The organism is Pararhodobacter aggregans (assembly GCF_003075525.1).
Lineage (GTDB): Bacteria > Pseudomonadota > Alphaproteobacteria > Rhodobacterales > Rhodobacteraceae > Pararhodobacter > Pararhodobacter aggregans.
Window position 1 is genome coordinate 192,929 of sequence record NZ_QDDR01000007.1, and the last position, 26,463, is coordinate 219,391.

Here is a 26,463-nt window from a genome sequence, read left to right on the forward strand (position 1 = left end):
GGGCAATATTGCCCATCCTACCGGTCGTTCTGGGTCAGATCACTGCAGCGAGGATTCGAAGTCGCGCAGCAGCTCGTTGCCACGGCGGACCACGTTGTCAGCCGCTTGCTGGGCGGTGATCGTGCCCATCAGCATGGCTTCCATCTCTTCCGAGACGACATCGCGCACCTGCAGGTAATTGCCGAAGCGCAGGCCGCGCGAATTCTCGGTCGGCGGGTTCAGGTTCATCTGCCGGATCGACACGTCCGCGCCCGGGTTGGCCTCGTAATAGCCCTGCTCCTGGGACAGCTCATAGGCGGCCTGGGTGATCGGCAGGTAGCCGGTCGACTGGTGCCACCAGGCCTGCTGTTCCGGGGTCGAGAGGAAGGCGAAGAACTGCGCGACGCCTTCGTAATCGGCCTCGTCATGGCCCGACAGCGTCCAGAGCGTGGCGCCACCGATGATCGAGTTCTGCGGCGCACCCTCCACATCGTCGTAATAGGGCAGCATCGCATAGCCGACCTGGAAGTTGGCATTGGCCATCACGCCCGCGCGCCCGGCCGAGCTTTCCATCAGCATCGCGCATTCGGCCGAATAGAAGGTCGGGCCCGCGTCGGGGCCGTCATTGCCGCCCGCCCATTTGAAGATGCCGTTGGCCTGCCAGCGGGCGAGGTTCTCCCAGTGGCGGATCAGCGGCGCCTGCTGGTTCAGCACCAGTTCCGCGTCGAAGCCGGCGAAGCCGTTCTGCTCGGTGCCCAGCGGCAGGTTATGCAGCGCCAGGAAGTTCTCCATCTGGATCCAGGACGGCCAGCGGGTGGTGAAACCGCAGGGCGCGGCGCCCGAATCGATGATCTGCTGCGAGAATTGCTCGACCTCGGCCCAGGTGGTCGGCGCGACCTCGGGGTCGAGACCGGCCGCCGCGAACACGTCCTTGTTGTAATACAGGATCGGGGTCGAGGAGTTGAACGGGAAGGACAGCATGTTGCCATCGGGGTCGGTGTAATAGCCGACCACGGTGGGGATGTATTCCTGCGGGTCGAAATGGACGTCATGGGCGGCCATGAGTTCATAGATCGGCACGATGGCGCCTTCGGCGGCCATCATCGTGCCGGTGCCCACTTCGAAGACCTGCAGGATATGCGGCTGCTCACCGGCGCGGAAGGCGGCGATCGCGGCGTTCATCGCCTCGGAATAGGTGCCGCGGTAGCTGGGCACGACAACGTAATCGGATTGCGAGGCGTTGAAGGTCGCCGCGGTCTCGCCGACCAGCTCGCCCAGGCGGCCGCTCATGGCGTGCCACCACTGGATTTCCGTCTGGGCCGAAGCGGCGGCAGGCGCCACGAGGGCCAGGGCCGTCGCGGCCATCAGGCTATGTTTGAACATCAGGGATCCCCCCATTGATTGGTCTGGTTACGCGCAAGGCTGCGAAACTGCTCCCCACGGCTCCGCGGGCGCGAATTTCTGCACTTTGCTGCGATATTATTCGTTTGTGAAGAGTTCATGTCAGAACGCGAAAAATTTTCGCGGCTCCGGCGGGGCGGGGCCGAGGAACCCCTCGCCGCCAAAACAAAAGGCGCGGCCCCCGGGGGGCCGCGCCTTTGTCAGGAATTCCGGGGCCTTCAGCCCTGATAATGCCCCGCGGGCCCGGCGACGTAGCGCAGGCCGCGCGGCCCCCAATGCGGCCAGGCCAGAAGGTCGGACATGGTGACCGGCTGCAGCCCCTGCGCCAGGATCCCGTCCAGCGCCGCAGGCACGGCGCGAATCGTCGGCCCATGGATGTCATGCGCCAGGATCACCGCCCCGGGCCGCGCGCCGCGCACCATACGGTCGGCCACGACCGAAACGCCGGGCCGCCGCCAATCCTGCGGATCGACCGACCAGACCACCGAGGTCAGGTTGCGCTGGTCGAAGAGCATGCGCATCTGCCGGTGGCTGAACGAGCCATAGGGCGGGCGCATGGTCACCGGCACCGCGCCGACCGTGTCCCAGACGATCTGCTGGGTCCGGTCGACCTCGCGCAGGACATTGCCGTCGCCCAGTTGCGACAGCACCGGATGGGTGAAGGTGTGGTTGCCGATCTCGTGCCCCTCGGCGACGATGCGGCGCATGATCTCGGGGTAACGCCGGGCGTTCTGGCCGATGACGTAGAAGGTCGCCTTGGCGCGGTATTGCGCCAGGATGTCCAGCAGCCAGGGCGTGTTCTGCGGATGCGGCCCGTCGTCGAAAGTCAGCGCCACCCGCGGACGGTTGGTCTGCACGGCGGTCAATGACACCGTATCATGGGTCCGCGCCAGCGCCGGCATCGGCCTGGTCGGAACGGCCGGCACGCTTTGCGCGACGGCATGCGAAGCGAAACCGGCTTGCGCGACCCCGGCAAGGGTCAGCGCACCGGCCCCGGACATCAGCGTCCGGCGGTTGATTTTGGTCACACTGTCCCCCGACAGTTGTGTTGGCAGCTGACTCGACTCCTATGTCTTTCAACAGCATGTGGAAAAGTCGAATCCGGCCCGGCTTCGCCCGTCTCTTGTGGAATGAGGCAGGAAAACCACAAGTTATGGGGATTCGGAGCACAGGCGCCCTGAGTCCTGTTGCGGCAAGGCCACTGGCAAACGATCGGCGGGCCTTTGCCGATGGGGCGGACTCGCCCCCGGCGAGAGTGATCCGGCCCGCCACGGGGCGAATCACCCCTGGTTCAAATCTTGTCGCGCAGGGAAAACCACAGCATCGCCGCCACCATCAGCGGCCAGCGCAGGCTGGCGCCGCCGGGGAATTGCGGGCTGGGCACGGCGGCCATGACGTCGAAGCGCTCGGCCTGCCCGGCCAGCGCCTCGGCCATCAGCTTGCCGGCCAGCGTCGCCATCGCCACCCCGTGGCCCGAGAAACCCGCCGCACTGAGCACATTGCCCGAGAGCCGGGCGAAGCTGGGCATGCGGTTGAAGGCGATGCCCAGCGTCCCGCCCCAGGCATGGGTGATCTCGATCCCCTTGAGCTGGGGGAAGATCTCTTCCATCGGCTTCCTGACCTTGGCGGCGATATCGGCCGGGAAGCGGTAGCCATAGCTCTCGCCGCCGCCGAACAGCAGCCGGTTGTCGTCGGAGAAGCGGAAGTAATTGATGACGAATTTCGAATCCGCCACCGCGTGATCGGCGCTCATCACCGCGGCGCGCTCGGCATCCGTCATCAGCCTTGTGGCGGCGATGAAATTGTTGATCGGCATCACGCGGGCGGAAATCTCGGGCTCCAGCCGCCCGGCATAGCCGTTGAGCCCCAGCGCAACATAGCGCGCGGTGATCGTGGCCTTGTCGGTCGTAACCCGGGCCGGATCGCCCTTGGTCAGTGCCGTGACGCGCGAGCCCTCATGGATGCGCACCCCCGCCGCCGCGCAGGCCCGCGCCAGCCCCAGGGCATAGCGCAAGGGGTGCAGATGCCCGCCGCCCATGTCGATATCGCCGCCATGATAGACGGGCGAGGCCACCAGCCCCTGCATCTGCGCCCGGTCCAGCGGCCGGATCTGGTGGTAATCGTAATCGCGCGCCAGCTTCTCGGCATAGGCGTGGAACTCGGCGACGTAGCGGGCGCGATGCGCGGCATGGATGATGCCCGGCGCATAGCCCGCCTCGGGCGCGTGCTTCTCAGCCAGCGCCCGGCTCAGCGCCACCGATTCCAGCGACAGATCCCAGAGCGCCCGTGCCGGCCCCTTGCCGACCATCCCCTCCAGCGCGCCCTGATCCAGCCGCTGCCCGGTGCCGACCTGCCCGCCGTTCCGCCCCGAGGCGCCGAAGCCCACCCGCTGCGCCTCAAGCAGCACGACGTCATAGCCGCGTTCCGCCAGATGCAGCGCGGTGGAGAGGCCGGTGAACCCGCCCCCCACCACGCAGACATCGCAGGACAGCGCCCCCTCCGCCGCCGGGAAGGGCGGCAGGGGCGTCGCGGTCTGGGCGTACCAGCTGGCGGGATAGGTCCCGGGCCGGTCGTTGGCGGTCAGCAGGTCCATCAGACGGCCTTTTGCAACAGCCCCTCGGCCTTCAGCTGGACATAGGCCTCGTCCAGCGCCTTGGTGGCGCGGTCCATCAGGATATCGATCTCGGCCGGAGTGATGACCAGCGGCGGGGCGATAATCATCCGGTCATAGACATGGCGCATGATGACATTGTTGGCAAAACAGCGCTCGCGGGTGATGAACCCGGCGGTGCCGGCCTCGGACGCAAAGCGCACCCGCTCGCCCTTGACCGGCGTCAGCGCCAAGGAGCCCATCAGGCCGACAAGGCTGGTCTCGCCGACCAGCGGATGATCGCCCAGCGCGTGCCAGCGCTCGGCCAGATAGGGATGCGCCACGTCGCGGACATGCTCGACGACGCCCTCCTCCTCCATGATGCGCAGGTTTTCCAGCGCGATGGCGGCGGCGACCGGATGGCCGGAATAGGTGTAGCCGTGGTTGAATTCGTCAGAGGCGATGGTGGCGGCGACCTCGTCGCAGACGATGGAGCCGCCGATCGGCGCATAGCCCGAGCTGAGTCCCTTGGCGATGGTCATGATATGCGGCCTGATGCCGAAGGTCTGGCTGCCGAACCAGTTGCCGGTGCGGCCAAAGCCGGTGATGACCTCATCGGCGATCAGGAGGATGCCGTATTTGTCGACGATGCGCTGGATTTCCGGCCAATAACTCGCGGGCGGCACGATCACCCCGCCGGCGCCCTGAATGGGCTCGGCGATGAAGGCCGCGACCTTCTCCGGCCCGATCTCGAGGATCTTGTCCTCCAGCGCCCGGGCCCGGGCGAGGCCGAAGTCCTCGGGCGTCATCTCGCCGCCCTCCAGATACCAATAGGGCTGGTCGATATGCACGATGCCCGGGATGGGCAGCATCCCCTGCTCGTGCATCGAGACCATGCCGCCGAGGCTCGCGCCACCCATGGTCGAGCCATGGTAGCCGTTCTTGCGGGCGATGATGACCTGCCGCTGGGGCTGTTCCTTCAGGGTCCAGTAATGGCGGGCCAGACGGATGTTGGTGTCATTCGCCTCGGACCCCGAACCGGCGAAGAACACATGGTTCAGATCGCCCGGCGCGAGTTCCGCAATGCGGGCGGCCAGCGCGATGGCCGGGACATGCGAGGTCTGGAAGAAGGTGTTGTAATAGGGCAGTTCCCGGATCTGGCGGGCGGCGGCCTCGGCGATCTCCTCGCGGGCATAGCCGATGTTGACGCACCAGAGCCCGGCCATGCCGTCGATGATCTCCTCGCCCTCGCTGTCCTTCAGCCAGACGCCCTTGGCCTGGGTGATGATCCGCGCGCCCTTCTTGGCCAGCTTGTCGTTGGTGGTGAAGGGATGCATGTGATGCGCGGCGTCCAGCGCCTGCAGCTCGGCGGTGGGCAGATGGTTGGTGATCGGACGCATGGCGGGAACCTCCTTCGGCCCGGTCAACCCGGGGATTCGCCGCAGGATACGCAAGCGGGCCGCGGGCCGCAACGCGATTTGATCAAATTATTGATCCCCTGAAGCAGCCGCCCGACCGCCGCGCCGCCGGGGGTTTTCCACCCCCGGACCCCCGGAGGATATTTGCAGAACGAAGATGATGGTTAACGAATCGCTAATCGCCTTCTTTGCGCTGAAAATATCCCGGGGGGTCCGGGGGGCTGGCCCCCCGGGGCCGCCACGGGCGCCGCGTCAGGACCCGAGGAGATCCGCCTGAACCCGCTCGATCCCCTGCCGGATATCGGCCTCGATCGCCGCCGCCAGCGCCGGCGCATCGCCCGCCCGCATCGCTGCCACCGCCTCCTTGTGGCGGTCGGGGCCGATCTCGCCCTCGGCATTCATCACCACCCGGAGCGAGGGCGCGAAGCGCAGCCAGAGCGATTGGGTGAGCGCGGTCAGGATCGGCGCCTCGGCCGCCTCGTAAAGCGCGAAATGGAAGCGGTAATTGCCGGCCAGATAGCCCGGCACATCGCCCGCGGCGATGGCGCGGTCGATCACCCGGTCCAGCGCCTCGAGCCGGTCGATGCTGTCCGGTCCCAGCCGCGGCAGGGCCAGCACGGCGAGGCGCGGTTCCAGCGCCAGCCGGGCGAAGGCCAGTTCATCCGCCTGCGAGGCGCCCAGTCGCGGGACCGAGACGCGGCGGTTTTCGTGCAGCGTCAGCGCGCCCTCGGCGGTCAGGCGGCGGATCGCCTCGCGCACCGGGGTCATGCCCGCGCCCAGCGCCGCGGTAATGCCCTGGATCGTCACCTTCTGCCCCGGCTCCAGCCGGCCGAACATCACCATGTCGCGCAGCCGCCGGTAGGTCGCCTCGTGTTCAGGCATCTTGCCTGGCGCCGAACCCTGGGCCGGGGCGGAGACAGGATCGCCGGGAATGTCGCTCGATGCCATGGGGACCGGGATAATCTGATCAAATCCACGCATAGCCGATCCCCCGCCGCCTGCCTAGCGCCTTGCGGCCCCGCGCCCCATGGCAGAGGCCATCACTCGGGATAGGTCGCCTGGCACTGCGCCCGGGCGCCCTGCGCCTGCGCCTCGGCCTGCGCCAGCTGCCGCTCCAGCAGGGCGATCCGCTCACGCTCGAACGCCGGGTTGATGCGGTGGCGGACTTCCTGCGGGCCGTCGTCCCAGCGCATGCAGGGCCGGGGACCGGCGGGCCCGGGGCAGAAGCCCGGCCCGAACTCGGGCGCCGCGACCATCTCGACCGCGAAACCCCGCTGCAGGTTGAGGCGCCGGGTCTCAAGCTCGCGGGTGATGGCGCGCTGGTCCTGATCGGCCTCGATCAGGCAGTTCTGCAGGGGCGAACATCCGGCCAGCACGGCCATCGTGCCCGCGATCAGGAAAAATCTGTGCATCCCGTCCTCCTGGTGACCGATCGTTTATTCCACTTCCCGCGCCTCGCCCGCCAGCATGATCGGAATGCCGTTGCGGATCGGAAAGGCCAGATGCGCGGTCTGCGAGATCAGCTCCTGCGCCGCGGGATCATAGGTGAGCCGCCCCTGGGTCACCGGGCAGACCAGCGCCTCCAGCATGTGCCGCTCGGCGCGTTCCTCGTCGCTCATTGCATCAGCTCCCCGTTTTCACCGCTGGCGCGCAGCGCGAATTCCATCAGCGTGACCAGCGTCTCGCGCCGCGTGGCCAGCGACGGCGCTTCCAGCAGGGCCTGCCGTTCCTCGGGCTGGAAGGGGCAGAGCATCGACAGCGCATTGACCAGCAGCTCGTCATCCGCGCCCTTCAGGCTCGACCATTCGGTCGACAGCGAGACGGCGGCGAAATAGCGCCCCAGCAGGTCCATGAAGGCCTCGCGGTCCAGGAGCGGATCGCTTTCCGCCGGTCCCAGATCGCGCTGGAAGCCGTCCCATTGCACCTTCGCCCGGCGGTAGGGGAAGGTGCCCGGCAACACTTCCTCGCCCAGCCGGAAGCGGCTGACCCCGGTCAGCGTGATCATGTAGCGCCCGTCCTCGGTCTCGGAAAAGGCGGTCAGGCGGCCGGCGCAGCCGATGGCATGCAGGCGGTCACCGCCCCCGGCCGGGGTGGGCCGCGGCTGGATCATGCCGATCAGCCGCAACCGGCTCGCCATGCAATCCTCGAGCATCGACAGATAGCGCGGCTCGAAGATATGCAGCGGCAGCTTGGCCCGGGGCAGCAGCAGCGCCCCCGGCAGGGGAAACAGCGCGATGGCGTCAGGAAGATCGGTCGCTTTCAGCATGGTCCTGACATAGTGCGCGAAGCCCCTCAGGCAAAGATCATCGACGACAGGCGGCGACGGCCCTTCACGGCCAGCGGGTCGGTGGGTTTCAGCGCCTCGAAAATGGTGAAGAGCTGGGCCTTGGCGGCGCCCTCGTTCCACTCGCGGTCACGGCGGAAGAGTTCCAGCAATTCATCGATGGCACCGGCCACGTCGCCCTTGGCATGCAGCGCCTGCGCCAGATCGAACCGCGCCTGATGATCGGCGGGATTGGCGGCCAGCACGGCGCGCAGCTCGTCGACCGGGCCCGCGTTCTGGGCCTGCCGCGCCAGCGCCAGCTGGGCGCGCGCGGCTTCGATTTCCTGCGCCTTGGCGATCCCGGCCGGGGCATTGGTCAAAAGCGCCTCGGCCTGATCCAGCGCACCCGCCGCGATCTGCGCCCGGGCCAGACCGCCCAGCGCGCGGGCATTCTCGGGCTCCTCGGCCAGAACGGCGGCGAATACCTCGGCAGCATCGGTTGCCGCACCCTCGGCCAGCATCGCCTCGGCCTCGTCCAGCGCGGCGGTGAGCCCCTCGTCCTCGCCGACCAGCGCCACCAGGTTGTCGATGAATTTCTTCAGATCCGAGGCCGGCAGCGCGCCCTGGAAGGCATCAACAGGGCGGCCCTGGAAGAAGGCATAGACCGTGGGGATCGACTGGATGCGCAGCTGGGCGGCGATCTGCTGGTTCTCGTCGACGTTGATCTTGACCATCCGCACCTTGCCCTTGGCGGCGGTGACGGCAGCCTCCAGCGCCGGGCCCAGCGTCTTGCAGGGACCGCACCAGGGCGCCCAGAAATCGACGATGACGGGGACCTCCTGGCTGGCGTCCACCACATCGGCCATGAAACTGGCCTCGCTCGTGTCCTTGATCCATTGCCCCTTGGCGGGCGCGGCGTCGATATTGCCCAGCATGGCATCCCCTCACATCCGGCGTTGCCCCCTATATGCGACCAGCGGGCGCGCGTTCCAAGGGGCAAGTTCTGGACAAGCGGGGCCGAAAGCACCACCGTCGCGCGCATGACCACGCTTCTGACCTTCGGCGATTCCAACACCCACGGCACCCCGCCGATCGAGACCCGCGGCCTCTATCGCCGCTATCCGCCCGGCATCCGCTGGCCGACCTTGGCCGCCGCCACGCTGGGCTGGGATCTGGTCGAGGAGGCGCTGCCCGGCCGCACCGCGCAGTTCGACGATCCGGTGATGGACGGGATCATGAACGGCTGGCCGGCGCTGAGGCAGGCGCTGCAGAGCCACGGGCCGATCGACTGGCTGACGATCATGCTGGGCACGAATGACAGCAAGACCCGCTTCGGGGCCGAGGCGCCGCAGCTCGCCGCCGGCATCGCCGGGCTGCTGGACCTGGCGCTGGGGGATGAGATGCAGACGCGCCACGGCGGTTTCCGGGTGCTGCTGATCGCGCCGGTGCCGGTCGAGGAGCGGGGCGTTCTGGCCGGCGAGTTCTTCGGCGCCCCGGCGAAATCCCGGGCGCTGGCGCCGCTGCTGGCCGGGCTCGCCCGCCACCGCGGCCTGCGGTTCCTCGATGCCGGCCAGCACGCGACGGTCAGCCCGGTGGACGGCGTGCATCTGACGCCCGAGGGCCATGAGGCGCTGGCGAAGGCGGTGGCCGGGCGGCTGAGCGAGGGTTGAACGCCCGCGAGTCCGGCAGGGGCAAGCCTCTGACCGCCCGCCCGTGGCGAGACCCGGGGGTTTTCCACCCCCGGACCCCCGGAGGATATTTTCAGAACAAAGATGAGGGTTAAGAAAGTCCTAATGGCGCCCCCTGCGCGCCCCGTTTCCGGGTCTCCAGACGCGCTCACCCGTCACCGGGAGAGCCGGCGCTCAGGAAGCGTTAACCATCATCTTTGTTCTGCAAATATCCTCGGGGGGTGAATTGGCCCTTGGGCCAAGAGGGGGGCAGAAAGCCCCCCTACCCCGCCGCCCGCCCCGCGGCGCGGCCCGAGAAGAGGCACCCGCCGAGGAACGTCCCCTCCAGCGCGTTGTAGCCGTGATAGCCGCCACCGCCGAAGCCCGCGCATTCGCCTGCCGCGAACAGCCCTTCGATCCGTTCCCCCGCCCCGTCCAGCACCGCACCCTCCAGATCCGTATGGATGCCGCCCAGGGTCTTGCGGGTCAGCACCGACAGGCGCACGCCGATCAGGGGCCCCTGCGCGGGGTCGAGGATCGCATGCGGTTTCGCCGTGCGGATCAGCTTGTCGCCCAGGTAATGCCGCGCCTCGCGGATGGCGTTGATCTGGGCGTCCTTGGCGAAGGGATTGGCGAGTTGCGCGTCCCGCGCCTCGATCTGCACGCGCAGCTGCCCGGCATCCAGCGGCGGGTCGCCCATCGTGGCGCCGATCCGGTTCATGCCGGCGACCAGCTCCTCCAGCGTCGCGGCCACGGTGAAATCGGCGCCCTTGTCCTTGAAGGCCTCGACCGGCGCCGGGGCCTTGCCGCCCGAGCCCAGCCGGGCCTTCAGCACCTCGGCCCAGCGGCCGGAACTCAGGTCCGGGTTCTGCTCGCTGCCGGAAAGCGCGAATTCCTTCTTGATGATCCCCTGCGTCAGGATGAACCAGCTATGCGCGTGCCCGGTCGACAGGATGCGCCTGAGCGTTCCCAGCGTGTCGAAGCCCGGCAGGAAGGGCGGCTCCATCCGCTGGCCCAGCGCGTCGAACCACAGAGACGAGGGGCCGGGCAGGATGCGGATGCCGTGCTCGGGCCAGATCGGATCCCAGTTGCGGATCCCTTCGCAGTAATGCCACATCCGGCCGGTGTTGATGAGCCCGGCGCCCGCCGTCGCCGCCACGTCGATCATGTCCCCATCCACATGCGCGGGCACCCCCGCCACCATCCGCGCGGGCGGCGGGCCCAGCCGCTCGACCGGCCAGGCGGCGCGCACCCGGTCGAAATTGCCGCCGATGCCGCCCGAGGTGACGATGACCGCGCCCGCCTCGACCTCGAACGCCCCAACCACGACACGCGAGGATTTCTGTCCGCGTGCCACGCTGGTGGGTTCCAGCACCTCGCCCGCCAACCCGGCGATGCGGCCGCCCGCGCGGGTGATCGCCGTCACGCGGTGGCGGAAGGCGAAGCGCAGGCGCCCGGCGGCGGCATGATCCCGCGCCATCCGCTCGAAGGGCGCCAGCACGCCGGGCCCGGTGCCCCAGGTGACGTGAAAGCGCGGCACGGAATTGCCGTGGCCCTGGGCCTGCGCCCCGCCCCGCTCGGCCCAGCCGACCACCGGGAACCAGCGCATGCCGATCCCGGCCAGCCAGTCGCGCATGCCACCCGCGGCGAAGGCGACATAGGCCTCGGCCACCCGGCGCGGCCAATGGTCCTGCGGCCCGTCGAACCCGGCCGAGCCCAGCCAGTCGGAGAGCGCCAGCGCTTCGCTGTCGCGGATCCGCATCCGGCGCTGTTCGGGCGTGTCGACCATGAACAGCCCGCCCAGCGACCAGAAGGCCTGACCGCCGAGGTTCTGCTCGCCCTCCTGATCCAGCAGCAGGACCCGCTTGCCGCGCGCCGCCGCCTCGCAGGCCGCCACCAGTCCGGCCAGACCGCCGCCGACCACGGCCACATCGGCCTGATAGCGCAATGCCTCTGCCATGCTGTCCCCCCCCCTCGCTTGCGCTCCCAGACTAGGGCGCGCGCCCACGACTGGCCAGCCTCTCGCGCTGGGGGCATCGCGCGGCTCCGGGCTGTTGCGCCATCGCGCCGTTTGGGCAACATTCGTCGCGCCCCGCTTGTCGCACCGGGCGAAGCACAGTAGCCTCGCGCCCAAGCCTCGCTGCGGGGTGGCACTGACATGCGGCGAAGACCCGCGTGCAGCGCGCAACGGAACGAGTGAGTGACAGTGGCCGGAACGATGACACAAGCGATGATCGCCCGCGCGGGCATGCGCCGCCCGGCGGCCCTGCTGCGCGGGCTGGCCGTCGCGCTTTCGCTGCCGCTGCTTGCCGCCGGTTGCGCCATGCCGCGCAGCGCCGCCCTGCAATCCGAGATCCTGCGCGGCACCGAAGACCCGCTGAACGGCGTGCAGGTCGTGCCCGTCACCCGCGCCTCGCTGGGGGAGCTGCTGCACTGGCCCGCCGCCCATCCCGAACTGCGCCACAACTGGCGCTCGACCGGTGCCTCGCCCGCCGCACGGACCATCCGCGCGGGCGATCTCATGAGCATCTCGGTCTGGGACAGCCAGCCGGATTCGCTGCTGACCACGACCGAGCAGCGCGTGGTGACGATGAACGACGTCGCCGTCTCGGCCTCGGGGCGGGTCTTCGTGCCCTATGTGGGCGAGGTGCGGATCGCCGGGATGACCACGGAACAGGCCCGGCGCGAGATCCAGGACCGCATCGCCCCCATCGTGCCCGACGGGCAGGTGCAGCTGTCCGTGGCGCCCGGGGCCGGGAACACGATCGACGTGGTGACCGGCGTTGCCCGCCCCGGCCGCGTGCAATTGCCGGAGATCAGCCCGACGATCCTGAGCGTTCTGGCCGAGGCGGGCGGCATCGCGCCGAACCTGCGCAACCCCCTTGTGCGGGTGAACCGGGCAGGGTCCGCCATGGCGATCCCGGCGCGTGAACTTTTCTCGAACCCCGCCAACGACATCCAGATGCGCGGCGGCGACCGGGTCATGGTCGAAGAGGATCACCGCAATTTCGTGGCCCTCGGTGCCGCCGGTCGGCAGGAGGTCGTCTATTTCGAGCGCGAGCGGATCAGCGTTCTGGACGGGATTTCCAGCATGGGCGGGCTGGTCTCGAACCGGGCCAACCTCGAAGGGGTGATGATCTTGCGGCAATATCCGGCCGGTGCCGTGCGGAGCGACGGCCCCTATCCGCGCCAGCGGGAGGTGATCTTCACCTTCGATCTGACCACCGCCGACGGACTTTTCGCCGCCGAAGGCTTCCAGATCGAATCCGGCGATGTGGTGCTGGCGACGGAATCGGCGCTGCCGATGTTCGCCCAGGCCATGGCGATGCTGCGGGCCGGGTCGCAGACCGTCGATTCGCTGGGCAACTGACCCCCTTGTGCGACCCTTGCCCCGGGCCCTGAAAGACCGCAGTAAGTCAGCGTGATGTCCGAGGTCGCCCTGCCCCCCCTCTCGCCCGCCCCGACCGCCGCGCAGCGGGTGGACGGGCATTTCGGCGAGCTGATGCAGGGGCGGCTGGGTCCCGGGGGGCCGCTGGCGCTGATCTCGCTGCCCTGTCCCGCGCTGTCGGTGACGGTGGGCGGGCAGGACGCCGCGCTGCTGGGGCCGCGCCGGGTGCAGGCGCTCTGCGCCGCGCTGGGGCTGGCGGTGCCCGGGGCGCTGCCCGCGCTGTCGGCGACGATGCCGCCGGGCGGCGGGGCGGGGTCCTCGACCGCGGCGCTGGTGGCCCTGGCCCGCTGGCTGGGTTTTGACGGCCCGCCCGAGGTTCTGGCCCGCGCCTGCGTCCTGGCCGAGGGCGCAAGCGACCCGTTGATGCTGCCCCGATCCGAGCGGCTGCTGTTTGCGCCGCGTGAGGGCCGGGTGATCGAGGCGCTGCCGCCCCTGCCCCGGTTCGAGGTTCTGGGCGGCTTCCTCGGCGAGGGACAGCGCACGCGGGCCGAGGATCAGGATTTCCCCGACATCGCCGATCTGGTGGCCCGCTGGCGCCTCGGCCCCGACCTGCCGGGGATGGCCGCGCTGACCAGCGAAAGCGCAGCGCGGACGCTGGCCCTGCGCGGACCGGCGGGCGATCCGACGGCGGCGCTGGCCGGACGGCTGGGCGCCGAGGGCTGGCTGATCGCCCATACCGGCAGCGCCCGGGGGCTGATCTTCGCGCCCGGCCGGGTGCCGCCCGGGGCCGAGCACAGCCTGCGCGCGGCGGGTTTCACCCAGCTCCTGCGCTTTGCCGGGGGTGGGGCATGAGTTTCGCGGCCTCCATGCTGATCGCCATGGCGATTGACGCGGTGATCGGCTGGCCCGACGCGCTCTATCGCCGGATCGGCCATCCCGTCACCTGGATAGGGGCGCTGATCTCCGGGCTGGAGGCACGGCTCAACCAAGGCGGCGCCCGCCGCGCCAAGGGCGTGTTGACGGCGCTGGTGGTGATCGGCCTGACCGGTGGGCTGGCCGCGCTGGTGCTGGCGCTGCTGCCGGGCGGCTGGGTCGGCACGCTGATCGCCGGGGTGCTGGCCTGGCCGCTGGTCGCCATCCGCTCGATGCATCAGCATGTCGCGGCGGTGGTCCGGCCGCTGGCGGCGGGCGATCTGGAGGGCGCGCGGTATGCTGTCTCGATGATCGTCGGCCGCGACCCCTCGACGCTGGACGAGGCGGGGGTGGCCCGCGCCGCCGTCGAAAGCCTGGCCGAGAATACCTCGGACGGGATCGTCGCGCCCCTCTTCTGGGGCGCCGTCGCGGGGCTGCCGGGGATCGCCGCCTACAAGGCGATCAATACGCTGGATTCGATGATCGGCCACCGCAACGAACGCTATGAGTTGTTCGGCTGGGCCTCGGCCCGGATCGACGATCTGGTGAACCTCGCCCCCGCCCGGCTGACCGGCGCCCTCTTCGCGCTCTGCTCCCCCCGCCCCGGCGCCGCCTTCCGCACCATGGCGAAGGACGCGCGCCACCACCGCTCGCCCAATGCCGGCTGGCCCGAGGCGGCGATGGCGGGGGCGCTGGGGATCCGTTTGTCGGGTCCGCGCGTTTACGGGGACAGGGTGGCGCAGGAACCATGGGTCAATGCCGGTGCCCCCGACCCCGAGCCGCAGGATCTGGCGCGGGGTCTGGGGCTTTATCGGCGCTCGATGCTGGTGCTGGCGCTGCCGCTTGCAATCTTGGCGGTGTTCGGATGGTGAAACGGGACCACGGCGGCAATCTGGATGCCGCGCGCGCGGAATACGGCGGGTCGGACTGGATCGACCTGTCGACCGGCATCAACCGCCGCCCCTGGCCGGTGCCCGCGATCCCGGCCGAGGCCTGGACCGCCCTGCCGACCGAGGGCGCCCGGCGCGCGCTGGTCGAGGCGGCGTCGGCGGCCTATGGCGTGGCGTCTGACAGCATCCTGCCGCTGGCCGGGGCGCAGGCGGCGATTCAGCTTTACCCGCGGCTTGGGGTGCCCGGCGTCGCCCGGGTCCTGTGCCCCACCTATAACGAACATGCCGCCTCGCTCACCGCGCAGGGCTGGCAGGTCGAGCCGGTCGAGGGCCTGCGCGGGCTGGGCGGCGCCGATCTGGCCGTGGTCGTGAACCCCAACAATCCCGACGGTCGCTGCTGGACGCCCGAGGCGCTGGAAGGGCTGGCCAGGAAGGTCGGCCTGCTGGTGGTGGACGAAAGCTTCGCCGACCCGCAGCCCGAGCTGTCGGTCGCCGCCTCGGTCAGCGAGCGGCTGATCGTCCTGCGATCCTTCGGCAAGTTCTACGGGCTGGCGGGGGCGCGGCTGGGCTTCGTGCTGGGCGCCCCCCCGCTGCTGGACAGGCTGCGCGAGATGGCGGGCCCATGGTCGGTCAGCGGCCCGGCGCTGGAGATCGGCGCCCGGGCGCTCCGCGACCGGGACTGGCAGCAGGAGACCACCGAACGGCTGGCGGCAGATGCCGACAGGCTCGACCGGCTGGCCCTGCGCGCCGGCTGGGCGCTGGTCGGCGGCACGCCCCTGTTCCGCACCTACGCCACGCCGGATGCCGAGGCGGCGCAGATCCATCTGGCCCGCCGGGCGATCTGGACGCGGCGCTTCCCCTATTCGCGAACCTGGCTCAGACTGGGCCTGCCCGACGGCGCCGACTGGGGCCGCGTCGAGCAGGCATTCAGCGAATGGAGACCCGCATGACCGAGAAAGTCGCCCTGATTACCGCCGCCGGTTCCGGCATGGGGGCGGCCTGCGCCCGGCGTCTGGCCGCCGAGGGCTGGAAGGTCGCCATCAACTCGGCCTCGGGCAAGGGCGCGGCGCTGGCCGAGGAACTGGGCGGCATCGGCGTCACCGGCTCGAACCAGGACGCGGGGGTGCTGCAAGCGCTGGTCGAGGCGGCGATGGACCAATGGGGGCGCATCGACGCGGTGGTGAATTCGGCCGGGCACGGGCCGAAGGGCCCGTTGCTGGAAATCACCGACGCGCAATGGATGGAGGGGATGGAGGTCTATTTCCTGCCCATGGTGCGCATGGCGCGGCTGGTCACCCCGATCTTCGAGGCCCAGGGCGGCGGCGCAATCGTCAATATCACCACCGCCTGGATCGACGAACCCTCGCCGATGTTCCCCACCTCGGCCGCGGCGCGGGCGGGGTTGCAGGCCTTCACCAAGCTCTACGCCGATACCTATGCGGCCAAGGGGATCCGCATCAACAGCGTGCTGCCCGGCTGGATCGACAGCCTGCCGGAACAGGAGGTGCGGCGCCAGTCGGTGCCGATGCAGCGCTACGGCACGGCCGAGGAGATCGCCGAGACGGTGGCGTTCCTGCTGTCCGAGGGCGCGGCTTATATCACCGGGCAGAAGATCCGGGTCGACGGCGGGCTGATGCGCTCGCTCTGACCGGGGTTGCATCCGTGCCGCGCGCGGTGTTTGAAGCCTGAAACACCTCAAGGACAGGATCAGGCATGAGCGCGCTGCACAGCATTCAGCATCGGGTGACCTTCGGCGAATGCGACCCGGCGGGGATCGTCTTCTATCCCAATATCTATGGCTGGTTCGACCGCTGCTTCCACGACTGGCTGGCGGGCTTCGGCGGGCATCAGGCGCTGTGCCGGGAGTTGGGCGCGGTGGGGATGGGGCTGATGGGCTCGGAAGCCGCCTTCCGCCGCCCGATGCGGCCCAATGACCGGATCGAAATCGCGGTGACCGCCCGCGACTGGGGCCGCAAGGCGCTGGTGCTGGAGTACACGGTCACGCTGGACGGCGCGGTCACCGCCACCGGGACCGAGACGCGCGGGCTGTTCATCCCCGCCGGGACGGGGATTTCCGCCGGAGATCTGGCGCCGCTGAGGGCGCGGCTCGGGGTGTGAGGGGGACGGGTGGGGTGAACCCCACCCGACAGACGACCCTCTGCGCTTGGTGGGGTGAAACCCCACCCTACGCGATCCTTGGCGACGGAGGGGTGGCGCCCCACCCTACGGGCGCCGGGTAGGGTGGGATTTCATCCCACCACCGGGCCCAGGGTGGCGTAGGGTGCGTGCTTGCACGCACCGTCCGAGGCCCTGCACCCTACAGGCTCATCTCGTCGATCAACACCGCCAGCGCGGCGCCGTGCATGTCGCGGTCGTCGCGGCTGCCCTGCACCACGGGGCGCGGGATCGACAGCTTCACCACCCGCAGATCCGCGATATCGAAGCGCTTCACCAGTTGCAGCGGCGTGCCGGTCAGATCCGCCACGCGCTGTGTTTCGAGCTTTCCCGAAACCTCCGCGAAAGCCTCGGGCGTGCCGCAGAAGATGTCGATGGTGATCCAGAACGGCCCCGCGTTCTTGGACCGCACTTTCAGAACCTTGTCGCCCAGACGCATCAGCCGACCTCCGAAACGGTGAGGCGGAAGGCCGACATCGGATCCTCCAGCGCCATGACGTGATTGAGCGCGAACTCGTAAAGCGGGCCGCGGTCGGTGGTTGCCGGGGAATAGGGGAAGGCGAAGGTCGGCAATTCCTCATCCTCGGTCAGCGGGTAATGCAGGACCCAGGGGTTGATGAGCTTGCCGATCTCGGACGCGATCTCCTGCGTCGCGGCGGTGACGATGCCCAGCACGCCCACTTCGGCCGGCTGGCCCTGCCGGTTCTCCAGCGCGCCGAGCGCGCCGTTCACCCCGATCATGCGGAATTCCAGCGTGTAATCGGGGGGCGTCAGGCCCATCCGCTCGGTGATCTGGGCGGTGAGGAAAGCGTGCAGCTTGTCGGCCCATTCCTGGGCATGGGTGACGTAATGCTGCTGGCGCAGGACCGCCATGATCGTCGTCTGGTAACCCGCGGCGCGGGCGCCCTCCAGCTTCACGGTATAGGGGCCGGGCACCCATTCCGAGCCCTCGACCCGCACCCGGCGGGCGTCGAGCGCGGTATAATGCGCGCCGCGCACGTCGAGATAGCCGCCCGGCTCATAAAGCTGGAACGGGTCCGAATTCTCGTAGAGCATGTGCGCCGAGACGGAATGCGGGGTGCAGAGCGCGGTTTCGGCCATCGCCTCGACCGTGAAGCCGGTTTCGTCGAAATCGACCAGGATCACGCCCGAGGTCGGGTTGGTCGAACACAGCGCCCCGCATTCGGCGATCTTGGCGCCGTGCCAGGCGCCGCCCGCGGCCTCGCCCCGCGCCAAGGGCAGGGCGGCGATGGTCGCGGTATCGGTCACCCGGCCGCAGAGGATGATGTCGGCGCCGGTGGCGAGGGCCGCCTGCACCTGCTCGACCCCGCCCAGCGCCACGATATTGGCCATGGCGCGCAGGCCGTCGGCGTCGATCTCGGGCGCGGGGGTCAGGGGCGTCACGCGGCCTTCCTCCAGCGCCTGGACGATTCGGCGGGCGGGCTGCTGGGAATAGAGCCGCGCGACGGTCAGCTTCTGGCCCAGTTCGGCGGCCAGCTCGGCGGTGATGGCGTACATCCAGTCGACCGTGGCATCGGCCCCGCAGGTGCCCGAGGTGCCGATGACCAGCGGCACGCCGGCTTCGGCCCGGGCCTGCATCAGGTGGCGCCATTCGGCCTTGGTCGCGGCGCGGGAGTATTTCGACTGCCCCGCCCCCAGCGACCAGGGGCCGCTGTCGGTGGAGCCGCCGTCGATGGCGATGATGTCTGGTTTCATGGCAACGCCGCGCGACAAAGCCGCGCGGTCGAAGCCCAGTCCCAGCACGCCCGAAGGCACCAGAACGCGTGTGGTCATGTCAGTCCTCGTTGGCCTCCGGCAGGGAGGGCCGTTTCAGGAAGCGCCGCAGGAACAGCGGAGCCATGAAGCCGATGATCGCCGCAACCCAGAGCCCGATGGAGACGCCGGACGAGAAGAGATAGGTCCAGTCGCCATCCGACAGCACCATGGCGCGGCGCAGGTTGTCCTCCATGGCATTGCCCAGAAGGATGCCCAGGATGATCGGCACGGTCGGGATATCCAGCTTGCGGCAGAGGTAACCCAGGACCCCGAAGGCGACCATGAGTTGCATGTCATAGCTGGAGCCGGTCAGCGAATAGATGCCCACGAAGGCCACCATCGTCACGCCCGGCAGCAGGATATGCGAGGGCACGGTCAGCACCTTCACGAAGATCTTCACCATCGGCACGTTCATGATGAGCAGCACGACGTTGGCGATCAGAAGCGAGGCGATGAGGCCCCAGACGACCTCGGGCCGTTCGGTGAACAGCAGCGGGCCGGGGGTGATGTTGAGCGTCAGCAGCAGCGCCAGCAGCACGGCGGTGGTGCCCGAGCCGGGCACGCCCAGCGTCAGCATCGGGATCAGCGCACCCCCGGCGGCGGCGTTGTTGCCGGCCTCGGGCGCGGCGACGCCCCGGACCTCGCCCTTGCCGAAATCCTGCGGGTTCCGGGCCACGCCCTTTTCCAGGATATAGGCCAGGAACGAGCCCAGCGAGGCCCCGGCGCCGGGCAGGATCCCCGCCACGAAGCCCACGCCCGTGCCGCGCAGCATGGCGCCGGTCGAGCGTTTGAGGTCGTTCCACGGGATGCGGACCTTGTCCAGCACCACGCCGATGGCCGAATTCTTGCCGTGGCTCTCGATGAAGAAGAACACTTCCGACACCGCGAAGAGGCCGACGATGGCGACCAGGAAGTCGATCCCGTCCATCAGGTGCAGCTCGCCGAAGGTGAAGCGCGGCATGCCGGTGGTCTTGTCCAGCCCGATCATGGCGATGCCCAGACCGATCAGCGCCGCCAGCGCCGATTTCGCCTGATTGTTCGAGCCCACGCCGCCCAGCGTGCAGAAGGCCAGCAGATAGAGGGCGAAATACTCGGCCGGGCCGAATTGATAGGCCACGCGGCTCAGCATCGGCGCCAGCAGCATCAGGCCGATGGTGGCGAGGAAGGCGCCGACGAAAGACGCCACGCCCGAGACGACCAGCGCATCGCCCGCGCGGCCCTGCCGGGCCATCGGGTAGCCGTCGAGCGTGGTCATCATCGCCGGCTCGTCACCCGGGATGTTCAGCAGGATCGAGCTGATGCGCCCGCCATACATCGCCCCATAATAGACCGAGGTCAGCAGGACCAGCGCCGAGATGGCATCAAGCCCCATCGAGAACGAGATCGGGATCAGCAGCGCCACGCCGTTCGACGGGCCAAGCCCCGGCAGGGCGCCGACGATGGTGCCGATGAAGCAGCCGATCACCGCCAGCATCAGCGTCCAGGGCGACAGCGCGACGCCAAAGCCCATCGCCAGGTTAGACAGGATATCCATGGTTTTCCCCCAGGGCGCGCCGGTTCAGGCGACCCGTGTCACGACGCGCTCAGAACCAGTGGCGCGGAAATCCCACCAGCCCGAGGCCGAGGATCATCTTGAAAAGAACGAAGAGCCCGACCGACAGCCCGATCCCGGTCAGCAGCGCGCTGACGGGTTTGGGGTTGATCTGGTAGCTCAGCACCCCCGCGGCGACCGCCGTCGGGATGATGAAGCCCAGCGGCCGCACCGCCGAGGCATAGCCGATGAGCACCGCCAGCGCGATGGCCAGCTGCAGGATCGTGCCCAGCCCCGGCCAGTCGGCATTGGCATCCGGGCGGATCACCAGCACCAGCGAGCACAGGATCACCGCGCCCCCGATCATGTAGGGGAAGACGCGCGGGCCCACCGGGTCGGAGAGAAAGCTGGTCTGAATGTGGGTGGCGCTGAAGAGATACCCCAGCGCCACCAGCATCATGACCAGACCGAAGATCCGGTCAGCCTTGATCATTGCAGGATCCCGATCTCGCGCGAGATCTCCTGGATTTCGGCGATATTGGCGTTGACGAAGGCCTCGAACTCGTCACCCACCAGCGTGTAGGGGGCCAGGCCGTTGTCGTGCATCACCTGCTGCCATTGCTCGCTGTCGGCGACCTGCTGCAGGCGCGCGGTCCAGGCCTCGAACTGCTCGTCGGTGATGTCATGGGGCACGTAGAGACCGCGCCAGTTCATCGCCACCAGGTCGACGCCCTGCTCGCGCGCGGTGGGGATGTCGTAGCCGTCGATCCGCTCGGGCGAAAGAACCGCCAGCGCGCGCACTTCGCCCGACGAGATGAAGCCGCCGATTTCCGAGATGTCGCCGGTCATCGCCTGGGTGAAGCCGCCGACTGTCTGGGTGATCGCGTCGGCGCCGCCGTCGAGGCCGATGTAGCGGATGGCGCGGGCGTCCTCGAACCCGGTACGCGACATCAGCATCAGCACTTTCAGGTGGTCATAGCCGCCCACGGCCGAACCGCCGGCGAAAGCCACCGACGAGGGGTCGGCGGTGACGGCCGCGACCAGATCGCCCAGCGTCTGATAGGGGCTGTCCGCCGCCACGACGATGACGCCCGGATCGCCGGCAATGGTGCCCAGCCAGCGGACCTGATCCGCGGTCATCCCGGCGAAGGCGTTCTGCGCCAGACGGGTCGTGGTCGCCGACGAGGCCGCGACGATCAGGTCGCCGTCATCGCCCCGGTCGCTGACCACGGCGGTATAGGCGACGCCGCCACCGGCCCCGGCCATGTTCGTCACCTGCACCGGCGAGGGCACGGCGCCGATCTCATAGAGGATGCGGCCGATCTGGCGGCAGGTGAAATCCCAGCCGCCGCCGGGGTTGGCGGGGGCGATGCATTCGGTGGCCAGCGCCGGGGTGCCGACGGCCAGCAGAGCGCCCAGCGACAGCGCGGGCAGCGAAAGACGGGTCATGGAGTTCCTCCCAGTTGGTGCCGGGGGCGGGAACGGGCGGGCCGCGTCCTCCCCCTTGCGCCGGGCAGGATTCGCTGGGAACCTTGCACAGACCTGTCACGAACTTGTCAGGTCGCAAGAAAAAGAGGCGCCATGCGGTTTCTTCTGATCGAAGACAATGCAGATCTTGCCCGCTCGGTCCGCGAGCGGCTGGAGATGGACGGTCACGCCGTCGATCACGCCGCCTCGCTGTCCGAGGCCGAGGACCATCTGGCCGTCGCGCCCTACGACCTGATCCTGCTGGACATCACCCTGCCCGACGGCGACGGCCGCGGCTTCCTGCAACGCCAGCGCGCGCGCAAGGCCGATACGCCGGTGATCGTGCTGACCGCGCGCTCGGCGGTGTCGGACCGGGTGGATACGCTGGATCTGGGCGCCGACGATTATCTGACCAAACCCTTCGATTTCGCGGAACTGGAGGCCCGCTGCCGCGCCGTGCTGCGGCGGCGGGGCGGCACGGTGACCAATCTGCAAAGCTACGCCGATCTGGTGTTCGATCCGATGGGCGGTTTCGTCTCGGTCGCGGGCGAGAACCGCGACCTTCGTAACCGGGAATTGCGGCTGCTGGAGGTGCTGCTGTCGGCGCCCGGGCGCATCCTGTCCAAGGATCAGCTCTGCGACCGGCTGTTTTCCCTCTCCGAACCCGTCTCCGACAACGCGATCGAGGTCTATATCGCCCGGCTGCGCAAGAAGCTGGAGGGCTCGACCGCCCGGATCGAGACGGTGCGCGGCCTCGGCTACCGGCTGACCGGGGGATGAGGGCGCGCGCGCCCTCGCTGCGCCGTCGGCTGGTGGTGCAGCTGATCGTGCTCTCGGCCGGGCTGGCGGTGGCGCTCTACGTCGCCGTGCGGCTGGGGGCCGAGCGGGCGTCGGAGGCGACGCTGGACGGGATCCTTGGCGCCGCCACGTCGACCATTGCCGAGGAACTGCGCAGCGTCGAGGGCGGGGCCGAGCTGGACCTCTCGCCCGGGACTTTCTCCATGCTGGCGGCGATGGGCGAGGAGCGGATCTTTCACCGCATCGACATCAACGGGTTGCCGGTCACCGGCTACGCCGACCTGCCCCTGCCGCCCCAGGCCCCGACCGCGCTGCAACCCGTGTTCTACGACGCCGAATACCGCGATGCCGATCTGCGGCTGGTGGCCGTCGCCCGCAGCCTGATGATCGAGAACCGCGCCGCGCCGGTGCTGGTGATCGTCGGCCAGACGCGCGAGGGGCAGCGGGCCATCGCGCTGGGGCTGGCGAACCGGGCGGCGGCGCTGGGGCTGGTGGTGTTCCTCTTCGCGATCCCGTTCAGCCTGCTGTCGGCGCGCACCCTCTTGCGCCCCATCGGTCGGCTGGCCGAGGCCGTGGGCCGTCGCGGTGGCCATGACCTGCGCCCGGTGCGCCACCCCGCGCCGGCGGAACTCGCGCCACTGGTCGAACAGCTCAACGCCTTCATCGCAAGGCTGCGCCAGACGCTGGCCCAGACCGAAACCTTCATCGCCGAAGCCGCGCATCACATCCGCACCCCGCTGGCCACGCTGAGGTCCGAGGCCGAGATGGCGCTCAGGCAGGCGGGCGACGAGCCGACGCGCGCCCGGCTGCGCGGCATGATCCGGGCGACCGAGGAATCCGCGCGCTCGGCCAATCAGTTGCTGGACCATGCCACGGTCCTGTTTCGCGCCGACCAGAAGGCGCAGGACCGCGTGGATCTGGGCGCCATGGCTCGGGCGCTGGCCGAACGCTTCCAGCCGACGGCCGACCTCAAGGACATGGAGATCTGCCTGTCGCTGCCCGAGGAGACGCTGGAAACCTCGGGCGATGCGGTGCTGATCGAGGCGGCCTTGCGCAACCTGATCGACAATGCGGTGAAATATTCGCCTGCCGATTCGACGGTGGATATCAGCCTTGTCGACGATCTGGGATACGCCCGGATCGAGGTGACCGACCGCGGCCGGGGACTGGGCGGCGAGACGCAGGCGGCGCTGGCCCAGCGCTTCCGCCGGGGGGCGAATGTGGGCGGTGTGGTGGGCTCGGGTCTGGGCCTGACCATCGTCAGCGAAACGGCAACCGCCATGGGAGGCCGCTTCGCGCTGGCCGAAAGAGAGGAGGGCGGCACATGCGCCACGCTCTGGTTTCCACGCTCGCGCTGATCCTGTCGGTCACGCTGGCCTGGGGGTTCGAGACCGAGGCCGAGCGCCATTTCGGCCCCGAGAACGCGCCCCGTATCCGCGTATTGGGGACCACCGACCTCGCGTTCTTCTCGCCGGTGGCCGAGGCGTTTCTGGCCGAAAACCCGGGCCTTGGCATCGAGTACCTGCAGGCCTCCAGCCAATCGGTCAGCCTGGCCGTCGACGCCGAGGGCGCGCCCTTCGATCTGGTGATCTCCACCGCGATGGATCTGCAGATGAAGCTGGCCAATGACGGCTTTGCCCGGGCCCTGCCGCCCGATATCGTGCAGCGTCTGCCGGGCTGGGCGCGCTGGCGCGACCGGCTGGTGTCGATCGCGCTGGAACCCGTGGTGCTGCTGATCGCCCAATCGGCGCTGAACGGCCAGCCGCCGCCGCGATCCCGCCGCGACCTGATCGCGCTGCTCAGGGACCATCCCGAGACCTTCGCCGGGCGCATCGGCACCTATGATCCGCGGATCTCGGGCGCGGGTTATCTGTTCCTGACGCAGGACGCGCGGATGTCCGATTCCATCTGGCGTCTGGCCGAGGTGATGGGCCGCCTCGACGCGCGGCTCTATTGCTGCTCGGGCGAGGTGATCGAGGGGCTGATCGCGGGCGATCTGGTGGTCGGCTACAACGTGCTGGGCAGCTATGCCGCCGCCAATCTGCCCGAGGGTTCGGGCGTGCTGGTCGTGCCGATGGAGGATTTCACCATCACCCTGCAGCGCACCGCCCTGATTCCGGTCAATGCCGCCGATCCCGACGGGGGCGCGGCGCTGTTGCGCTTCATCCTCTCGGATGTCGGGCAGGACATCCAGGCGCAGGTCACCGGCGGCAGCGTCATGCGCCCCGAGAGCTTCACCAGCCAGCCCTGGCTGATGCCGATCCGGCTGGATCCCGGCCTGTTGTCGACCCTCGACACCATGACCCGCGACCGCTTCCTGGCCGAATGGACCGCCGCCCTCGATCAGCCCTGAGCGCTGGAAAGCGCCGCGCCGCATCCCATATCTGACCAGTCATCCCCGAACTGAGGAGCCCATGACTTATTCCAAGACCCAAGACGCCCTCGACCGCCTGACGCCCGAGCAATTCCGCGTCACGCAGCAGAACGGCACCGAGCGCCCCTATACCAACGAATTCGACGAGCATTTCGAGCCGGGGATCTATGTCGATGTCGTCTCCGGCGAGCCGCTCTTCGGCTCGTCCGCCAAGTATAATTCGGGCTGCGGCTGGCCCGCCTTCACCAAGCCCATCGTCCCCGCCCATGTCATCGAGAAACGCGACCTCACCCATGGCATGATCCGCGTCGAGGTCCGCTCGGCCCATGGCGACAGCCATCTGGGCCATGTCTTCCCCGACGGCCCGCGCGATCAGGGGGGCCTGCGCTATTGCATCAACTCCGCCTCGCTGCGGTTCATCCCCAAGGACCGGATGGAGGCCGAAGGCTACGGCGCGTATCTCGACCAGGCGGAGTGAACCCATCCGATGATGAGGATGAAAGCAGGCCGCGGGGCGATCTCCGCGACCTGCTTCCCCCTCTCGAATCATCGCGGCGATTGTCTGGTGTTGTGCCATGGCCGAGGGCTTGGTCCCCGGCGATTTCCTGAGGCGCCCCTATAGCGAATCCCGATGGCACAAGGGCCAAGGATCGACACCTTCAATCAATCCGGACCCTTCGGATCGGAAATCCGGTGCGGTGGACGTTAAATTATTGTGATGAGGATCGACGCTCCCTAGGCTTTCGCCGTCTGTTCAAGGGAGTCCTATTTTATGCAAACCAGAAGATTACTGTCCGCCTTTGGCCTGTCGCTGGGCCTTGTTTCTCCAGCCCTCGTTTCACCCGCCCTTGCAGCCACCGATTTGCGCGGTGGCGGGTTCCTCACGGATTTTGTCGGCTGCGAAAGCGCGGGATGGGCTGGCACCGCGACGATCACCTCGCGCTGGCGCCTGGCCGGCCTGCCGGAAAATCACGCCACGCTCAGCCGCATTACCATTCTCCTGAACAGCGGCGTCATCAATTACTCGTTCGACTTTCAGCCCGGCGACTATCCCGAGCTCGGCGAATGGTTCCCGGTGAACACAGCATTGATCTTCGGCTCCGCGGGGACCGCCAGCGACGTGCAGCTGCGCGTTCTGGAAACCTCGCCCATCGATCAGGTCACCGATGGCGCCACGACAGTTTTCGTCGCTTTCGAACTGCAGAATTTCGACGGTACGCCAGGGTGCAACGCCCGCGGTCGTGTCGCGCTGGCCGTACAATGACCCGGATCGGAGGAACCATCATGACGCTGTTCTCCAGAACCCGGCTGACGCTGGCCGGCCTCGTCGCCGCGGCAACCCTGTCGCTCTCTCCCGCCGCGATGGCCCAGGACTTCCTCGGCGGCGGCACCATCGCCGAATTCTCGGGCTGCGAGGAGCAGGGCTGGAGCAACCCGCAGATGATCCGCGCCCGGATGCGGCTGGCCGCGACCGCCACCAACGGCATGAACGCGCTGTCGCTGTTTCTGACCGACGGCACGGTCACGCTGACCATCCCCGACCCGCTGGCGCCCGGGGGAACCTGGCGGCGGATCTGGGGCGGCGCGGTCTGGGACGAGCCCGGCGGCTGGGATCCCCGGCCCCGCGTGCGGATCCGCAACGTCTTTGTGATCGGCGGCGCCACGCCCGCCACGGCCGAGGATCTGCTGATCCGCCTGCGGGTGCGCGGCTTCAACTGGATGCCCTATTGCGAGGCTACGGTCGTTCTGGCGTTGACCCGCCGCTGAGCGGCGCGCCTCTGGGCGATTGGCGACGGCCGGGGAAACCCGGCCGTTTTGCCATGGCGGCCGCCGG

At 69.0% G+C, this 26,463-nt stretch carries 28 protein-coding genes; 13 read left to right on the plus strand and 15 right to left on the minus strand.

Features of this window, described 5'->3' with window-relative positions:
* Positions 1-39 precede the first annotated feature (39 nt).
* The 9 genes from ugpB to trxA form a co-directional block, all read right to left on the minus strand.
* Positions 40-1,362, minus strand: a complete 1,323-nt coding sequence (gene ugpB / locus DDE23_RS14535; RefSeq protein ID WP_107752466.1) for a sn-glycerol-3-phosphate ABC transporter substrate-binding protein UgpB — start codon at positions 1,360-1,362, stop codon at positions 40-42.
* Positions 1,363-1,598: 236 nt separating this feature from the next.
* A complete protein-coding gene (locus DDE23_RS14540; RefSeq protein ID WP_107752467.1) occupies positions 1,599-2,408 on the minus strand; it encodes a polysaccharide deacetylase family protein in 810 nt (269 codons plus the stop codon).
* A 263-nt stretch (positions 2,409-2,671) separates the two neighbouring features.
* Positions 2,672-3,973 (minus strand): NAD(P)/FAD-dependent oxidoreductase, encoded by a 1,302-nt coding sequence (locus DDE23_RS14545; protein WP_107752468.1) that lies wholly within the window; start codon positions 3,971-3,973, stop codon positions 2,672-2,674.
* Positions 3,973-5,370 carry an aspartate aminotransferase family protein gene (locus tag DDE23_RS14550; RefSeq protein WP_107752469.1) on the minus strand — a complete coding sequence of 466 codons (1,398 nt, stop codon included), beginning with the start codon at positions 5,368-5,370 and terminating at the stop codon, positions 3,973-3,975. The genes DDE23_RS14545 and DDE23_RS14550 overlap by 1 nt, the downstream gene beginning before the upstream one ends.
* A gap of 270 nt (positions 5,371-5,640) precedes the next feature.
* Positions 5,641-6,270, minus strand: coding sequence for a GntR family transcriptional regulator (locus DDE23_RS14555; protein ID WP_238149991.1), 630 nt, complete (start codon positions 6,268-6,270; stop codon positions 5,641-5,643).
* A 158-nt stretch (positions 6,271-6,428) separates the two neighbouring features.
* Positions 6,429-6,800, minus strand: a complete 372-nt coding sequence (locus tag DDE23_RS14560) for a hypothetical protein (RefSeq protein WP_107752470.1) — start codon at positions 6,798-6,800, stop codon at positions 6,429-6,431.
* Between the two features lie 24 nt (positions 6,801-6,824).
* Positions 6,825-7,007, minus strand: a complete 183-nt coding sequence (locus DDE23_RS14565; protein WP_107752471.1) for a Trm112 family protein — start codon at positions 7,005-7,007, stop codon at positions 6,825-6,827.
* A complete protein-coding gene (locus DDE23_RS14570) occupies positions 7,004-7,654 on the minus strand; it encodes an LON peptidase substrate-binding domain-containing protein (RefSeq protein WP_107752472.1) in 651 nt (216 codons plus the stop codon). The genes DDE23_RS14565 and DDE23_RS14570 overlap by 4 nt, the downstream gene beginning before the upstream one ends.
* Before the next feature lie 26 nt (positions 7,655-7,680).
* The gene (trxA, locus tag DDE23_RS14575; protein ID WP_107752473.1) at positions 7,681-8,586 is read right to left on the minus strand and encodes a thioredoxin; all 906 of its coding nucleotides are present in this window, start codon (positions 8,584-8,586) and stop codon (positions 7,681-7,683) included.
* Between the two features lie 105 nt (positions 8,587-8,691).
* On the opposite strand from trxA, the gene DDE23_RS14580 reads away from it, so the two are divergent.
* Entirely contained in the window at positions 8,692-9,321 is a 630-nt protein-coding gene (locus DDE23_RS14580; RefSeq protein ID WP_107752474.1) for a GDSL-type esterase/lipase family protein, read from the plus strand.
* A 280-nt stretch (positions 9,322-9,601) separates the two neighbouring features.
* On the opposite strand, the gene DDE23_RS14585 is transcribed toward DDE23_RS14580, so the two are convergent.
* On the minus strand, positions 9,602-11,278 hold the full coding sequence (locus DDE23_RS14585) for an FAD-binding dehydrogenase (protein WP_107752475.1): 1,677 nt from the start codon (positions 11,276-11,278) through the stop codon (positions 9,602-9,604).
* Positions 11,279-11,536: 258 nt separating this feature from the next.
* Between DDE23_RS14585 and DDE23_RS14590 the strand changes: the two genes are divergently transcribed.
* From DDE23_RS14590 to DDE23_RS14615, 6 genes are all read left to right on the plus strand, one after another.
* Positions 11,537-12,688 carry a polysaccharide biosynthesis/export family protein gene (locus DDE23_RS14590; RefSeq protein WP_107752476.1) on the plus strand — a complete coding sequence of 384 codons (1,152 nt, stop codon included), beginning with the start codon at positions 11,537-11,539 and terminating at the stop codon, positions 12,686-12,688.
* A gap of 54 nt (positions 12,689-12,742) precedes the next feature.
* Positions 12,743-13,558, plus strand: coding sequence for a propanediol utilization protein (locus DDE23_RS14595; RefSeq protein ID WP_107752477.1), 816 nt, complete (start codon positions 12,743-12,745; stop codon positions 13,556-13,558).
* On the plus strand, positions 13,555-14,490 hold the full coding sequence (cbiB, locus tag DDE23_RS14600; RefSeq protein WP_107752478.1) for an adenosylcobinamide-phosphate synthase CbiB: 936 nt from the start codon (positions 13,555-13,557) through the stop codon (positions 14,488-14,490). The genes DDE23_RS14595 and cbiB overlap by 4 nt, the downstream gene beginning before the upstream one ends.
* On the plus strand, positions 14,484-15,458 hold the full coding sequence (cobD, locus tag DDE23_RS14605; protein WP_107752479.1) for a threonine-phosphate decarboxylase CobD: 975 nt from the start codon (positions 14,484-14,486) through the stop codon (positions 15,456-15,458). The genes cbiB and cobD overlap by 7 nt, the downstream gene beginning before the upstream one ends.
* On the plus strand, positions 15,455-16,156 hold the full coding sequence (locus DDE23_RS14610) for an SDR family oxidoreductase (protein WP_107752552.1): 702 nt from the start codon (positions 15,455-15,457) through the stop codon (positions 16,154-16,156). The genes cobD and DDE23_RS14610 overlap by 4 nt, the downstream gene beginning before the upstream one ends.
* A gap of 65 nt (positions 16,157-16,221) precedes the next feature.
* The gene (locus DDE23_RS14615; protein ID WP_107752480.1) at positions 16,222-16,626 is read left to right on the plus strand and encodes an acyl-CoA thioesterase; all 405 of its coding nucleotides are present in this window, start codon (positions 16,222-16,224) and stop codon (positions 16,624-16,626) included.
* Between the two features lie 199 nt (positions 16,627-16,825).
* Here DDE23_RS14615 and DDE23_RS14620 read toward each other — a convergent pair whose 3' ends face one another.
* From DDE23_RS14620 to DDE23_RS14640, 5 genes are read right to left on the minus strand one after another with little or no spacing between them, the layout of a single operon-like run.
* Positions 16,826-17,122 (minus strand): DUF4387 family protein, encoded by a 297-nt coding sequence (locus DDE23_RS14620; protein WP_202863267.1) that lies wholly within the window; start codon positions 17,120-17,122, stop codon positions 16,826-16,828.
* Positions 17,122-18,477 carry an acyclic terpene utilization AtuA family protein gene (locus tag DDE23_RS14625; RefSeq protein WP_107752482.1) on the minus strand — a complete coding sequence of 452 codons (1,356 nt, stop codon included), beginning with the start codon at positions 18,475-18,477 and terminating at the stop codon, positions 17,122-17,124. The genes DDE23_RS14620 and DDE23_RS14625 overlap by 1 nt, the downstream gene beginning before the upstream one ends.
* Position 18,478: 1 nt before the next feature.
* Positions 18,479-19,993, minus strand: coding sequence for a tripartite tricarboxylate transporter permease (locus DDE23_RS14630; RefSeq protein WP_107752483.1), 1,515 nt, complete (start codon positions 19,991-19,993; stop codon positions 18,479-18,481).
* A 49-nt stretch (positions 19,994-20,042) separates the two neighbouring features.
* The gene (locus tag DDE23_RS14635) at positions 20,043-20,483 is read right to left on the minus strand and encodes a tripartite tricarboxylate transporter TctB family protein (protein ID WP_211316885.1); all 441 of its coding nucleotides are present in this window, start codon (positions 20,481-20,483) and stop codon (positions 20,043-20,045) included.
* Positions 20,480-21,439, minus strand: coding sequence for a Bug family tripartite tricarboxylate transporter substrate binding protein (locus tag DDE23_RS14640; RefSeq protein ID WP_107752484.1), 960 nt, complete (start codon positions 21,437-21,439; stop codon positions 20,480-20,482). The genes DDE23_RS14635 and DDE23_RS14640 overlap by 4 nt, the downstream gene beginning before the upstream one ends.
* A 132-nt stretch (positions 21,440-21,571) precedes the next feature.
* Between DDE23_RS14640 and DDE23_RS14645 the strand changes: the two genes are divergently transcribed.
* The 6 genes from DDE23_RS14645 to DDE23_RS14670 all read left to right on the plus strand — a co-directional run bounded on the left by DDE23_RS14645 (position 21,572) and on the right by DDE23_RS14670 (position 26,396).
* Positions 21,572-22,237 (plus strand): response regulator transcription factor, encoded by a 666-nt coding sequence (locus DDE23_RS14645; protein ID WP_107752485.1) that lies wholly within the window; start codon positions 21,572-21,574, stop codon positions 22,235-22,237.
* The gene (locus DDE23_RS14650) at positions 22,234-23,613 is read left to right on the plus strand and encodes a sensor histidine kinase (RefSeq protein WP_107752486.1); all 1,380 of its coding nucleotides are present in this window, start codon (positions 22,234-22,236) and stop codon (positions 23,611-23,613) included. The genes DDE23_RS14645 and DDE23_RS14650 overlap by 4 nt, the downstream gene beginning before the upstream one ends.
* Positions 23,580-24,608 carry an ABC transporter substrate-binding protein gene (locus tag DDE23_RS14655; protein WP_107752487.1) on the plus strand — a complete coding sequence of 343 codons (1,029 nt, stop codon included), beginning with the start codon at positions 23,580-23,582 and terminating at the stop codon, positions 24,606-24,608. Before DDE23_RS14650 ends, DDE23_RS14655 begins: the two co-directional genes overlap by 34 nt.
* 61 nt (positions 24,609-24,669) lie before the next feature.
* Positions 24,670-25,107 carry a peptide-methionine (R)-S-oxide reductase MsrB gene (gene msrB, locus DDE23_RS14660; RefSeq protein ID WP_107752488.1) on the plus strand — a complete coding sequence of 146 codons (438 nt, stop codon included), beginning with the start codon at positions 24,670-24,672 and terminating at the stop codon, positions 25,105-25,107.
* A 294-nt stretch (positions 25,108-25,401) separates the two neighbouring features.
* Complete coding sequence (locus DDE23_RS14665; protein WP_133239576.1) at positions 25,402-25,893, plus strand: hypothetical protein; 492 nt, start codon at positions 25,402-25,404, stop codon at positions 25,891-25,893.
* 20 nt (positions 25,894-25,913) lie between these two features.
* Positions 25,914-26,396, plus strand: a complete 483-nt coding sequence (locus DDE23_RS14670; RefSeq protein WP_107752490.1) for a hypothetical protein — start codon at positions 25,914-25,916, stop codon at positions 26,394-26,396.
* Positions 26,397-26,463 lie beyond the last annotated feature (67 nt).

Excerpts from the sequence above, each read along its gene's own strand:
- ugpB (WP_107752466.1), bottom strand. The coding sequence starts at position 1,362 with ATGTTCAAACATAGCCTGATGGCCGCGACGGCCCTGGCCCTCGTGGCG.
- DDE23_RS14545 (WP_107752468.1), bottom strand. The coding sequence starts at position 3,973 with ATGGACCTGCTGACCGCCAACGACCGGCCCGGGACCTATCCCGCCAGC.
- DDE23_RS14550 (WP_107752469.1), bottom strand. The coding sequence starts at position 5,370 with ATGCGTCCGATCACCAACCATCTGCCCACCGCCGAGCTGCAGGCGCTG.
- DDE23_RS14555 (WP_238149991.1), bottom strand. The coding sequence starts at position 6,270 with ATGCCTGAACACGAGGCGACCTACCGGCGGCTGCGCGACATGGTGATG.
- DDE23_RS14560 (WP_107752470.1), bottom strand. The coding sequence starts at position 6,800 with ATGCACAGATTTTTCCTGATCGCGGGCACGATGGCCGTGCTGGCCGGA.
- DDE23_RS14565 (WP_107752471.1), bottom strand. The coding sequence starts at position 7,007 with ATGAGCGACGAGGAACGCGCCGAGCGGCACATGCTGGAGGCGCTGGTC.
- DDE23_RS14570 (WP_107752472.1), bottom strand. The coding sequence starts at position 7,654 with ATGCTGAAAGCGACCGATCTTCCTGACGCCATCGCGCTGTTTCCCCTG.
- trxA (WP_107752473.1), bottom strand. The coding sequence starts at position 8,586 with ATGCTGGGCAATATCGACGCCGCGCCCGCCAAGGGGCAATGGATCAAG.
- DDE23_RS14580 (WP_107752474.1), top strand. The coding sequence starts at position 8,692 with ATGACCACGCTTCTGACCTTCGGCGATTCCAACACCCACGGCACCCCG.
- DDE23_RS14585 (WP_107752475.1), bottom strand. The coding sequence starts at position 11,278 with ATGGCAGAGGCATTGCGCTATCAGGCCGATGTGGCCGTGGTCGGCGGC.
- DDE23_RS14590 (WP_107752476.1), top strand. The coding sequence starts at position 11,537 with ATGACACAAGCGATGATCGCCCGCGCGGGCATGCGCCGCCCGGCGGCC.
- DDE23_RS14595 (WP_107752477.1), top strand. The coding sequence starts at position 12,743 with ATGTCCGAGGTCGCCCTGCCCCCCCTCTCGCCCGCCCCGACCGCCGCG.
- cbiB (WP_107752478.1), top strand. The coding sequence starts at position 13,555 with ATGAGTTTCGCGGCCTCCATGCTGATCGCCATGGCGATTGACGCGGTG.
- cobD (WP_107752479.1), top strand. The coding sequence starts at position 14,484 with ATGGTGAAACGGGACCACGGCGGCAATCTGGATGCCGCGCGCGCGGAA.
- DDE23_RS14610 (WP_107752552.1), top strand. The coding sequence starts at position 15,455 with ATGACCGAGAAAGTCGCCCTGATTACCGCCGCCGGTTCCGGCATGGGG.
- DDE23_RS14615 (WP_107752480.1), top strand. The coding sequence starts at position 16,222 with ATGAGCGCGCTGCACAGCATTCAGCATCGGGTGACCTTCGGCGAATGC.
- DDE23_RS14620 (WP_202863267.1), bottom strand. The coding sequence starts at position 17,122 with ATGCGTCTGGGCGACAAGGTTCTGAAAGTGCGGTCCAAGAACGCGGGG.
- DDE23_RS14625 (WP_107752482.1), bottom strand. The coding sequence starts at position 18,477 with ATGACCACACGCGTTCTGGTGCCTTCGGGCGTGCTGGGACTGGGCTTC.
- DDE23_RS14630 (WP_107752483.1), bottom strand. The coding sequence starts at position 19,993 with ATGGATATCCTGTCTAACCTGGCGATGGGCTTTGGCGTCGCGCTGTCG.
- DDE23_RS14635 (WP_211316885.1), bottom strand. The coding sequence starts at position 20,483 with ATGATCAAGGCTGACCGGATCTTCGGTCTGGTCATGATGCTGGTGGCG.
- DDE23_RS14640 (WP_107752484.1), bottom strand. The coding sequence starts at position 21,439 with ATGACCCGTCTTTCGCTGCCCGCGCTGTCGCTGGGCGCTCTGCTGGCC.
- DDE23_RS14645 (WP_107752485.1), top strand. The coding sequence starts at position 21,572 with ATGCGGTTTCTTCTGATCGAAGACAATGCAGATCTTGCCCGCTCGGTC.
- DDE23_RS14650 (WP_107752486.1), top strand. The coding sequence starts at position 22,234 with ATGAGGGCGCGCGCGCCCTCGCTGCGCCGTCGGCTGGTGGTGCAGCTG.
- DDE23_RS14655 (WP_107752487.1), top strand. The coding sequence starts at position 23,580 with ATGCGCCACGCTCTGGTTTCCACGCTCGCGCTGATCCTGTCGGTCACG.
- msrB (WP_107752488.1), top strand. The coding sequence starts at position 24,670 with ATGACTTATTCCAAGACCCAAGACGCCCTCGACCGCCTGACGCCCGAG.
- DDE23_RS14665 (WP_133239576.1), top strand. The coding sequence starts at position 25,402 with ATGCAAACCAGAAGATTACTGTCCGCCTTTGGCCTGTCGCTGGGCCTT.
- DDE23_RS14670 (WP_107752490.1), top strand. The coding sequence starts at position 25,914 with ATGACGCTGTTCTCCAGAACCCGGCTGACGCTGGCCGGCCTCGTCGCC.